This is a genomic window from Tistrella bauzanensis (assembly GCF_014636235.1).
GTDB classification, from domain to species: Bacteria; Pseudomonadota; Alphaproteobacteria; order Tistrellales; family Tistrellaceae; genus Tistrella; species Tistrella bauzanensis.
In genome coordinates this window covers 55,182-65,610 of sequence record NZ_BMDZ01000029.1, presented here as the reverse complement: position 1 = coordinate 65,610, position 10,429 = coordinate 55,182, and the positions used below count along the sequence as shown (strand labels likewise).

Below are 10,429 nucleotides of genomic sequence, written 5' to 3'. Positions count from 1 at the left end.
CAGGCGCCGGCCGCAGGCTCAAGGGCGGATCTCACTGCGATCGCGACACATTCCGAAGACCCATTCTGCAACAGGCTCTCAGGGGGGCGAACAGGCTGAACCGGGTCGCGTAGGCGCCGGGATGAAATGCCGTCCAGATCGCATATAGCACGGGCAGCGCCCACAGCACCGCCAGCAGCCAGGCGCCCAGATCGATCAGGCCGCGCAGACCGGGCAGGCCGGGCAGGGCGCGATCATGGCGCGTGAACGGGCGTGTCGGGCTCATCGATAGTGCACCTTGCGATCGAGCAGAATGAACTGGCCGATGCCGGCCAAGGCCAGGATGACCAGCAGCACCACCGAGATTGCCGCCGCATAGCCGGTATCCCAGAACCGGAAGCCGGTTTCATAGACATAGAGCAGCAGCAGGGTGGTGGCGTTGTCGGGTCCGCCGCGTGTCATGACGATCACGTGATCGACCATCCGGCAGGCATTGATGATGGCGTTGACCAGCACGAACAGGGTGGTGGGGGCTACCAGTGGCCAGATCACCCGCCGGAACCGCGCCCATGGCCCGGCGCCTTCCAGGGTCGCCGCCTCGATCAATTGCGGGGGAATCTGGGTGAGTGCCGCCAGATAGAAGATCATGAAAAATCCGGCTTCCTTCCAGATCGCCACCACGATGATGGCGCCGAGCGCGGTTTCCTGCGAGCCCAGCCAGTTGGTGGCGCCGAAGCCGAACAGGCCAGTGATCTGGTCGAGCAGGCCATAGCCAGGGGTGTAGAAGAACAGCCAGATATTGCCGATCGCGATCATCGGCAGCACGGTCGGCGTGAAGAAGGCGAGCCGGGCCAAGCCGCGGCCACGGATCTTCGACGACACCAGCATCGCCATGCCCAGCGAGATCAGGATGGTGGCGGGCACCGTGGCGGCCGCGAAGATCAGATTGTTCCAGGCGGCCTTCAGGAACACCGGGTCGTCGAGCAGAAAGCGGTAATGATCGAGCCCGATGAAGCGGGCCGGCCGGTTGGCCTTGGGGGTGGTATAGAGCGCCGAGATCACCGTCTGCACCGCCGGCAGATGCGTGAATGCGCCAAGCAGCACCACCGCCGGCAGCAGCATCAGGCTCGCGGGCAGAAGATGGCGGAGCGCGGGCGGATGGCGGAACGGGCGGCGGGCCGTCAGGCGCATGGGGGTGGCTTTCGGCGTGAAAACGGCGAGAGCGCCCCTGAATGCCGGGCGGGGCGACCCGGCATTCAGGGGCGGTGATGGTGGCGGTGTCGCGGATCAGCGATAGCTGCGCAGGATGCGCTGGGCTTCCGACTGGGCCTTGGCCAGCGCCGGGGCGGGTTCCTTGGCGCCGGTCAGCACGGCCTGCAACGCGTTGTTCAGGGTCTGGGTGACGCGCTGGTTCTCATGCGTCGACAGCTCGGCCACCGAATGCTCCAACTGGTCGCGGGCGACGGCCGCGGGCGGGAAATCCTTCACATAGGCCTGCATCGCCGGGGTCTGCCAGGCATCGGGGCGCACCGCCACATAGCCGGTATCGATGCCCCACTGGGCCGCGCGCTCCGGCGTGGTCATCCAGGTGACGAAGGTCATCGCCGCCTGCTTCTGGGCATCGGTTGCCTGCGACAGCACATAAAAATTGCCGCCGCCGGTGGGCGATCCGCGCCGGGTCTTGGCCGGCAGCATGCCGACGCCGAAGTCGAACGGCGCGTTCTTGCGGATATTGGTCAGATTGCCGGTGGTGGTCCAGATCATCGCCGCCTTGCCTTCGAAGAAGTCGCGCGGCGTGGTGCCCCATTCAACGATGCCGGGGGCATGGATCTTCTCGTCGGCCGACAGGCTGCGCCAGAAGCTCAGCGCCTCGATCACCTTTGGATCGTCGAAATTGGTGACCGTACCGTCATCTGTGGCCAGTTCGATGTCGTTCTGGGTGGTCAGGGCCTGAAACAGCCAGTAGGGGAAGCCCGAGGATGGGATCTGCACGCCCCAGCGGGTGACGTTGCCGGCGGCATCGCGCTTCGTCAGCTTGTGGCCATAGTCGACATACTCGGCCCAGCTGTCGGGGCCCTTCTCGGGGTCGAGTCCGGCCTCGCGGAAGGCATCCTTGTTCCAGAAGGCGACGATGGTGGAACGCTGGAACGGAATGCCCCAGGTCTTGCCGCCGGCCTGGCTGTTGGCCATGAACGCCGGATAGAACGCGTCGGGCAGGGCCTTCTGTTCCGGGGTGGTGGCGATGTCGTCGAAGGGCACGATCGCGCCTTCATCGATCAGCGTGTACATGTCGGTCGACAGCATCACCGCCACTTCGGGGGCATCGCCACCCTTGAACGCGGTCAGCGCCTTGGTGACCGTGTCCTGATAGCTGCCGGCATAGATCGGGTTCACGTCGATGGCGGGGTTCTCGGCCTCGAAGCGCGCGACATAATCGTCGATCAGTTTGGTGATCGGGCCGCCGACCGCGACTGGATAATAGAAATCGATGCTGGTCTTGTCGGCTGCGTGGGCGGCGGTGGCGAAGCCAAGCGCCGCGGCGCCGGCAAGGGCGGCGCGTGCCGTCTGGGTCAGGATGCGGGGCATCATCTAACATGTCCTCCGGAGGGGTGCGTGGACGGGGTCAGCCAGCAGGGCTTTAGGGCGGGGGGGTTAGGGCGGGGCGGTTTGGGGCGGACGGGATTGTCTCAGACGCCGAGCAACTGCCCGGCATTGGTGCCGGACGCGGCAACACGACGGCCGGTTTCTGCATCGAAGACATGCAGGCGTCCGGGGGCGATCGACACAGAGACCACCATGCCCGGGCTTGCGGGATGGTGGCCGGGCAACCGTGCGGTCAGCCGCCCGTCTGCGGGGGCGAAACCATCCAGTTGCACGCCCACAAGGCAGTCGGCGCCCAGATATTCGCGGTCGACCACCATGCCGGTCAGGGGATGGGCGGGGCGGGGCGGGTGCGGGCGCATCGGATCGGCCAGCGGCGTCAGCGTGATATCCTCGGCACGCGCACCTGCCAGCCGGCCGGCCATGCGCGGTGGCCGCACCAGACTGATCGGCGGCTGGCCGATGAAGCGGGCGGCAAAGACCGTCTCCGGCCGCTCATACAGACGGTCGGGGGCCGCGGCCTGTTCGACGCGCCCGCCATTCATCAGCACCACCTGATCGGCCATGCTCATCGCTTCGGCCTGATCGTGGGTGACATAGACCATGGTCAGGCCCAGGCGCTGCTGCAGGGCGCGGATCTCGCGCCGCATCTCGGCCCGCAACCGCGCATCCAGGTTCGACAGCGGTTCGTCCATCAGGCACAGCGGCGCGCGGGCGACCAGGGCCCGGCCCAGGGCCACCCGCTGCTGCTGACCGCCCGATAGCTGTGCCGGTCGCCGGTCGAGCAGCCCGCCCAGCCCCAGAAGCCCGGCGACCTCCGCAAGCCGCTGCTGGCGTTCGGCCACGGGCAGGCCGCGCACCTCCAGCCCGAACAGGATGTTGCGGGCGACCGACAGATGCGGAAACAGCGCATAGGACTGGAAGACCATCGCCAGATCGCGATTGCCCGCGGGCACCCGGGTGACGTCGCGGCCGGCGATGACCACCCGGCCGGCATCGGCGGCGTCCAGCCCGGCAATGATCCGCAAGGTGGTTGATTTGCCGCAGCCCGATGGCCCCAGCAGCACCAGAAGCTCGCCGGGGCGGGCCTCCAGCGAGACATCGTCCAGTGCGCTGAAATCGCCCCAGCGCCGCGACACATGATGCAGGCTCAGACCGACGCCGGCGGCGGGATCCGGTATTGGCGGCGGCGCAATCCCGGTCATCGGCCGGTCTCCTGTTGCCATATCCGGTCCTGTCCGCCGGCGACGATCACGCGCGTGCCCACCCGGTCGAGATGGGCCGCGATCGGCTCCGGGGGCGGCAGATCGGTGATCAGGGTGTCGGTGTCGTCGATCCGGCCGCCGCTGGCACTGGCCGTGCGACCGAATTTCGATGCGTCGGCGATCAGCAGTCGGTGCCGGCAATGACGGCTGATCGCCAGCCTTGCGCGCACCTCGTCGGGGGTGAAGTCCAGCAGGGTGCCGTCGGGATCGATGCCGCCGACCCCGGCAATGCCGAAATCGACCCGATAGGCGCTGAACACCCGCTCCGCCGCCTCACCCACCACGCCCCGGTCGCTCAACCGCCCGCCGGCAATCGTGATGTCGATCTGGCCGGCATCCGACAGCAGATTGGCGATGGCGATGTTGTTGGTGATGACGGTGAAGGCGGCGCCGCGTTCGGCCAGAACCCGGGCCACCTGTTCGGGTGTGGTGCCGATGCCCAGCGACAGCGACGCGCCGTCGGGGATCAGTGCGGCCGTGGCCCGTGCGATCGACTGCTTGGCGGCCAGGTTAAGCACCTGGCGCGTGCCATAGGCGATGTTGCGGTCGGGCCAGGCGGCGCCGCCATGCATGCGCCGCAGCCGGCCGTCATCCGACAGCACGTTCACGTCGCGCCGGATGGTCTGGGGCGTCACATCGAAGCGCGCGGCCAGGGCGTCGATGCCGACATAGCCGGCATCGCGGATCATGGCCAGAATTTCTGATCGGCGGCGTGTTGCGTTCATGGGCGGCATCGTGAGCGCTTCGGCCCGGCTGTTCAAAAGAAGCTTCGGTTTTCATTTGATGACGGATTGACGACGATAACTGGTTCGTTCGCGCGATGTGTGATTTTCATCCGAACAGAATGCACCCTGTGCATTCGCTGCTGGCCCACCACGGTTGATTTCGGCTAGAAGCTTCATTTGATCGGCCCGGTGGGGTGCTGCACAATGACATGGTCTCCTCCCCGCAGGCCGAAGGGCTCATCCCGTGCCTGTTGAACGGGACGGCAGGCGCGACAGGTAGGGCATCAAGGCAATGGACAGACGCACCGGTTCTACGGGCGATGCTGCGGCGGCAAAGCCGGCGGCGGCCAATCTGCCGGTGACGGTCCGCGAGATCCGTGCCGGCGACGCGACGGCGGCGCTGCGGGTGTGTATTGCCGCCTGGGAAAAGGGGCCCGGCGGCCTGCTGCCGGCATCGGCGCGCGCACCGATGGCCGACGGTGCGGCCATCGCGGCAATCCTGCGGGATGCGCCCGAACGGATGCTGGTGGCCGATGTCGGCGGCCATGTGCTGGGCGTGGTGGCCAGCGAGCCCGGCGACGAACAACTGACCGATCTGTGGGTGGAGCCGCGGGCCTGGGGCCGGGGGCTTGGCAGCCAGTTGCTGGCCGCGTTTGAACAGGCGGCAGCGGCCAGGGGCTGCAAACGTGTCACGCTTGAAACCCTGATCGGAAACGATCGGTCGCTTGCCTTCTTTCGGCGGCGTGGATATCGGCTGGTGGAACGGTTCACCACGCGTGACCGTGATCTTCACATGATGATCGAGAAGCTCCGCCTAGAGAAGCGTTTGGCGTGACGCGCGTTTCGTTGTGCACGTCCGGCCATTTTTGATCGATCATTATGCAGTGTCTTGATCGCTGCGGGTAAACCTTGGTTGATCCGGTTTTACATAATATTGACGTTCTTTGGTCGGCTGGCGATTGTGGGGCATTGATTAACCGGGGCAGGCGACCTCCCTTGTCGGCCCTGTATGAGAGTTCCGTCACCGATGACCACCGCTCAGCCCTCCGCCGGCATCGCCGGGCGGCCCGATGATCTTCGCCTGTCCCGCACCATCCGACGTCGCCTCGATGGCGGTTCGCGGCTCGCTGCAAGTCTTGCCGTGACCACCGCACTCGCAGGTGGCCTTGCCGGTCTGGTGGCCGAGGTGAACCCGGCCCATGCCGACCAGCCGGGCGGGGTGATGAATTCCGTCGATCTGATCGGTGCGCGGGCGCTGTGGGAACGCGGCATCACCGGCCAGGGCACGATGGTGGTGGTGATCGACAGCGGCGTCGAGGCCAGCCACCCCTTCCTTCAGAAGAACGTGGTCGAGGAAGCCTGTGTTGGCATGTCGGTCGGCGATGTGTCGGCCGATTGCGGCAATGGCACCGACTTCGCGACCGGCGCCGGCAGCGCATCCCCCGATTACAGCGATGAAGACGCGGCCCACGGTACCCATGTTGCCGGCACCGTCGCCGGCAATAATGGCGAGGCCTTCGGCGTGGCGCCCGACGCGATGATCGCGGCGATCCGCATGGCCTCCCCTGAGGGGCTGGACGAGGAAGCCGGCTGCGGCACCGATGACCCCGATTGCGCGGTTGCACTCAATGGCATCATCACCCGCGCTTACGATCATGTTGCGACACTTGCGGCCCAGTATCGGGTGGTCGCGGTCAATATGAGCCTGGGTGCCGGCGAGTATTCCGGGATCTGCGATGAGACCACGCCTGGTGGTGCCGAGACGTCGGCGGCGTTCCAGGGTGCGGCAGCGGCGAACATCGCCAGCATCGTGTCGTCAGGCAATGAGTATCACACCACCACCGTATCGACCCCGGCCTGCCTGACTGGCGCCGTTCCGGTGGGCGCGGTCGACAACAACCTCATCATCGCCGACTTTTCCAACCAGTCGGAACTGGTCGAACTGATGGCGCCGGGCGTCGATGTGGTGTCGTCGGTCTATAACGGTGGCTATGCGCCGTTCTCCGGCACATCAATGGCGGCGCCCCATGTTGCCGGCGCCGTGGCTTTGCTGGCCTCGGCATCGCCTGGCGCCTCGCTGGGCGAGATCCTGTCGGCGTTGCAACTGACCGGCACCGACGTCACCTATGACGACGACACGCTGTCGACCCGCATCGACGAGCAGGGCCAGCCGGTGCCGCAGAAGCTGATCTTCAAGCTGATCCAGGTCGACAAGGCAGCCTATCTGCTGGTGTCGGCCCGCACCGGCGCCATGGGGACGGCCGCAGATAGCGCCCGCGCCACCGAGATGGCGCGCAGCTTCGGCAATCTGCTGGCCGATGGCTATGCCGCCGACCCGCTTGCCGCCTATCGCGCGCTCGACGTCGTCGGCCGCGCCAATATCGATGCGGCGCTGGCCCAACTTGGCCCTGACCGCAACCTTGCCACCGCCGAGGCCAGCCTGGCACTGTTGGGCGAAATCGGCCGGACCGTCTCGGCCCGGCTGGGGGGGCTGCGCGCCGGTGCCGCCGGCACCGCCGGCCTGGACATCCAGCGCCAGTTCGCGGCCGTGGCCACGGTGATGTCGGATGCCACCTCCGGCCAGGGCGGTATCGCGTCGCTTGCCCGGCTGCCGGGCATGGAGGGGGCTGAAACCGGTGCCTGGGTGCGCGGCTTCGGCCAGTGGCTCGACCGTGACGGCACGGCTGAACGCGATGGCTTCCGCGCCAGCGGCGGCGGTGTGGTTGGCGGCATCGACATGGCCGCCGGCGACGGCTGGCGGGTCGGCGGCTTCATGGCCTATGGCCGATCCAACACCCGCACCGATGGCGGGCTGGGCGAGGGCACGGTCGATCTGGCCAGCCTGGGTGCCTATGGCGGCTACAGCCAGGGCCGCTATCACCTCGACGGGTCATTGTCGGTCGGGTATGGCTGGGGCGAGACCGATCGCACCATCGCCCTGCCGGGCCTGCTGCGCACCGCCAATGCCGAGACCGAGGGTCTGGCGGTGCAGAGCCGCCTCGGCCTGGGGGCCACCTATGACGTCTCCGGCTGGGTGGTCGGGCCCGAACTGTGGCTGGGCTATGCCGGCATCGCTCAGAAGGGCTACACCGAAACCGGTGCCGGCAGCCTGAATGCCACGGTGGATGATCTGTGGCTGGGCGAGATCGGCACTGGCCTCGGCGTGACGGTCGGCCGGCAGTTCGATCTGGGTGGCCCGATACTGATGCCGGCGGTGACGCTGGGCATGGGCTATCGCAGCCCCACCGGCGACGACACCATGTCGGGTCGGTTGGGTGGCGGCAGCGCCGGTGCCTTCGCGCTCGATATGGCGAGGGACAACGAGCTGACCTTCGATCCGGCGGTGGAAGTCGCACTCGGTATCGATGCCTCGACATCGGCCTTCGCGTCCTGGCGTGGCCGCTTCGGCGACGGTGTTGCCGACAACGCCGGCACGGTCGGTGTGCGCATCACCTGGTGATACGCAGAACGGCCCCGATGGAACACCATCGGGGCCGTTCGATTGCCTTATGTTTCTGCCGGGATTGGTCAGGTGCTGCGGGCGCGCATGTCGATGACCGCCAGCCGTCCTGATTCCGTAACCCCGGCCATGAAGTCGCCATCGGGCGAAATGCCGATCGAGATCAGCGGGCTGCCGCAGGGGTCGGTGACCGGTGCGCCGGTGCCGGCGCCCGGGACCGCGATCAGCATGCCGTGGTCATAGCCGATCATCAGCGTCGGCGATTTCGGATGCCAGGCCACCGCCGTCACACCCGTGCCATAGGGCTGGGGAAGCTCGGTCGGCGCCTTGCCTTCAGGACCGTTGCGGCCGGCGAAGGACCAGATGATCGCATTGCCCGATCCGCTGGTTGCCAGCATCCGGCCATTGGGGGTGAAGTCCAGGCTGCGCACCTTGGCATCGTAACCGGCCATGCGCAGCTTGTGGCCATCGGCCAGCCGCCATGCGTTCAGCGTGCTGTCGCCGGTGGCGGCCACCAGCCAGTCGCCATCGGGCGACATCCGGCCGCCGATCAACTGGCCTTCGGCGGCCAGCCGCTTCGGCGCGCGGCCGAAGGATGCCGCCCACCACAGGGTGGCGCCGTCGCCATGGATCACCGCCAGCCGCTTGCCTTTGGGATGGAAATCCAGCCCGGTCACGGTGCGCGGATGGTCGTCGCCATCGCCGACAATGGCTCCCTTGCGGTCGATCAGCACCACGCGCTTGCCCGCTGCCGCCGCCCGCAAGCCGCCGGTTGGCGTGCAGGCCACAGCCTCGACCCAGCGCCGGCCCAACTCGGCCAGCACGCTTGCGGTGCCGTCGGCGGATACCGACATCACCCGGCCATCATCGCCGCCGGTCAGGAAGGCGCCGGCGCCGATATCCGGCACCATCGACAGCACCTGCCCCTTATGGGCCGTGACCGACCTGCCCAGACGGAAGCCGTCGGTGCGACTGAACAGCCGCAGGCTGCCATCGCCCAGCGCCACCGCCAGGCTGTTGCCGCCGCGATCGAAGGCCAGCGACACCGCCGGCGTTTCAAGATCCTCCATCCGCCGGCGCTCGGCCACGCGGGTGAAATAGGTCTCGGGTTGCGGCTTGGCGTCAAGCAATGTTGCCATCGAAGCCCCGCTTCAGCTCTGCCGGATCCAGATCACGGCCGATCATCACCATGCGGCTGCGCCGCGCTTCATCGGCGCCCCATGGCCGGTCGAGCGTGCCTTCGGAAATCATGTGCACGCCCTGCAGGACATAGCGCCGGTTCTGGCCGGCGAAGTTCAGGATGCCCTTGAAGCGCAGGATGTCCTGGCCCTTGGTCATCAGCAGCATGCTGAGCCAGCTTTCGAACAGCGTCTTGTCCAGCGGCTGGTCGGTGGCAAGCGACAGGCTGGTGATGCTGAGATCGTGATCATGGGCCAGCACGCCGGCGGCCGGGGCGTGGTCATGTCCGTGGTCGTGGTCATGCGCATGATCGTGATCGTGATGATGATCATGGCCATGATCGTGCCCATGGTCGCCACCCGCCAGGAAATCGGGCTCCAGCGACAGGGCGCGCTTCAGGTCGAAGGCGCCGCGGCCCAGCACCTCGGTCAGCGGCACGTCGCTGCGCACGGTACGATGGATGCGCGCCAGTGGATTCAGCCGGCGGATGGTGGCTTCCACCCGTGCCAGGGTGTCGGCATCGACCAGATCGGCCTTGTTCAGCAGCACGATATCGGCGAAAGCCACCTGCTGGGCGGCTTCGGGGGCATCGATCAACCGCTGTTCCAGGTTCAGCGCATCGGCGACCGTGACCACGCCGTCGAGCTGGGTGCGGGCGGCGATGTCGCGATCCAGGAAGAAGGTCTGCGCCACCGGCGCCGGCTCGGCCAGGCCGGTGGTCTCGATCAGGATGCCGTCAAGATTGCCCGCGCGCTTCAGCAGGGCGCCCACGATCCGGATCAGATCGCCGCGCACGGTGCAGCACAGGCAGCCATTGTTCATCGTGAACACTTCCTCGTCGGCGTCCACGACAAGGTCGCCGTCGATGCCGATCTCGCCGAACTCGTTCACCACCACGGCATATTTGCGGCCGTGCTGTTCGGTCAGGATGCGGTTCAACAGCGTGGTCTTGCCGGCACCAAGATAGCCGGTGAGCACGGTGACGGGGATCTTGTCCATATCGGTCCTCGGGACGGGAAGCGGAAATCTCGGATGGCACCAAATCTCGGATGGCACCATGGCCACAGGCTGCGGATATGGCATGGTGCGGCCGGTTCTCCAAGCCCGCTCGCGCATATCGCCTGTTCGGCCGTGTCCGACGGTCGACCGAAGCATAGCATCGGCTGCGTCATGATGGCGACCGGCGCCGCCCGGGCATCGACGCGGCAGCCGCTCTCGGC

At 67.1% G+C, this 10,429-nt stretch carries 8 protein-coding genes and 1 pseudogene; 2 read left to right on the top strand and 7 right to left on the bottom strand.

Going from position 1 to position 10,429, the window contains the following annotated elements; genetic code table 11:
* Nucleotides 1-79: 79 nt before the first annotated feature.
* The 5 genes and pseudogenes from IEW15_RS26585 to IEW15_RS13080 all read right to left on the bottom strand — a co-directional run.
* Nucleotides 80-265, bottom strand: a pseudogene (locus IEW15_RS26585) (carbohydrate ABC transporter permease); the annotation flags it as partial.
* Nucleotides 262-1,101 (bottom strand): carbohydrate ABC transporter permease, encoded by an 840-nt coding sequence (locus IEW15_RS13095; RefSeq protein WP_322111498.1) that lies wholly within the window; start codon nt 1,099-1,101, stop codon nt 262-264. The pseudogene IEW15_RS26585 and the gene IEW15_RS13095, both read right to left, overlap by 4 nt.
* 165 nt (nt 1,102-1,266) lie before the next feature.
* Nucleotides 1,267-2,565 (bottom strand): ABC transporter substrate-binding protein, encoded by a 1,299-nt coding sequence (locus IEW15_RS13090; RefSeq protein WP_188578579.1) that lies wholly within the window; start codon nt 2,563-2,565, stop codon nt 1,267-1,269.
* A 101-nt stretch (nt 2,566-2,666) separates the two neighbouring features.
* Nucleotides 2,667-3,785, bottom strand: a complete 1,119-nt coding sequence (locus IEW15_RS13085) for an ABC transporter ATP-binding protein (protein WP_188578559.1) — start codon at nt 3,783-3,785, stop codon at nt 2,667-2,669.
* Nucleotides 3,782-4,570: a DeoR/GlpR family DNA-binding transcription regulator gene (locus IEW15_RS13080; RefSeq protein ID WP_188578557.1), complete on the bottom strand. Its 789-nt coding sequence runs from the start codon at nt 4,568-4,570 to the stop codon at nt 3,782-3,784. Before IEW15_RS13080 ends, IEW15_RS13085 begins: the two co-directional genes overlap by 4 nt.
* A gap of 292 nt (nt 4,571-4,862) precedes the next feature.
* On the opposite strand from IEW15_RS13080, the gene IEW15_RS13075 reads away from it, so the two are divergent.
* Both IEW15_RS13075 and IEW15_RS13070 read left to right on the top strand, forming a co-directional pair.
* Nucleotides 4,863-5,405, top strand: coding sequence for a GNAT family N-acetyltransferase (locus IEW15_RS13075; protein ID WP_188578555.1), 543 nt, complete (start codon nt 4,863-4,865; stop codon nt 5,403-5,405).
* A gap of 192 nt (nt 5,406-5,597) precedes the next feature.
* Nucleotides 5,598-8,030: an autotransporter domain-containing protein gene (locus IEW15_RS13070; RefSeq protein ID WP_188578553.1), complete on the top strand. Its 2,433-nt coding sequence runs from the start codon at nt 5,598-5,600 to the stop codon at nt 8,028-8,030.
* A 68-nt stretch (nt 8,031-8,098) separates the two neighbouring features.
* On the opposite strand, the gene IEW15_RS13065 is transcribed toward IEW15_RS13070, so the two are convergent.
* A complete protein-coding gene (locus tag IEW15_RS13065; protein ID WP_188578551.1) occupies nt 8,099-9,169 on the bottom strand; it encodes a WD40 repeat domain-containing protein in 1,071 nt (356 codons plus the stop codon).
* Nucleotides 9,153-10,208, bottom strand: a complete 1,056-nt coding sequence (locus IEW15_RS13060; RefSeq protein WP_188578549.1) for a CobW family GTP-binding protein — start codon at nt 10,206-10,208, stop codon at nt 9,153-9,155. Before IEW15_RS13060 ends, IEW15_RS13065 begins: the two co-directional genes overlap by 17 nt.
* Nucleotides 10,209-10,429: the final 221 nt, after the last annotated feature.

What these genes read in the sequence shown, in the direction of transcription:
- IEW15_RS13075 (WP_188578555.1), top strand. Translation starts at nt 4,863, where the DNA reads ATGGACAGACGCACCGGTTCTACGGGCGATGCTGCGGCGGCAAAGCCG.
- IEW15_RS13065 (WP_188578551.1), bottom strand. Translation starts at nt 9,169, where the DNA reads ATGGCAACATTGCTTGACGCCAAGCCGCAACCCGAGACCTATTTCACC.
- IEW15_RS13060 (WP_188578549.1), bottom strand. Translation starts at nt 10,208, where the DNA reads ATGGACAAGATCCCCGTCACCGTGCTCACCGGCTATCTTGGTGCCGGC.
- IEW15_RS13070 (WP_188578553.1), top strand. Translation starts at nt 5,598, where the DNA reads ATGACCACCGCTCAGCCCTCCGCCGGCATCGCCGGGCGGCCCGATGAT.
- IEW15_RS13090 (WP_188578579.1), bottom strand. Translation starts at nt 2,565, where the DNA reads ATGCCCCGCATCCTGACCCAGACGGCACGCGCCGCCCTTGCCGGCGCC.
- IEW15_RS13085 (WP_188578559.1), bottom strand. Translation starts at nt 3,785, where the DNA reads ATGACCGGGATTGCGCCGCCGCCAATACCGGATCCCGCCGCCGGCGTC.
- IEW15_RS13080 (WP_188578557.1), bottom strand. Translation starts at nt 4,570, where the DNA reads ATGAACGCAACACGCCGCCGATCAGAAATTCTGGCCATGATCCGCGAT.
- IEW15_RS13095 (WP_322111498.1), bottom strand. Translation starts at nt 1,101, where the DNA reads ATGCTGCTGCCGGCGGTGGTGCTGCTTGGCGCATTCACGCATCTGCCG.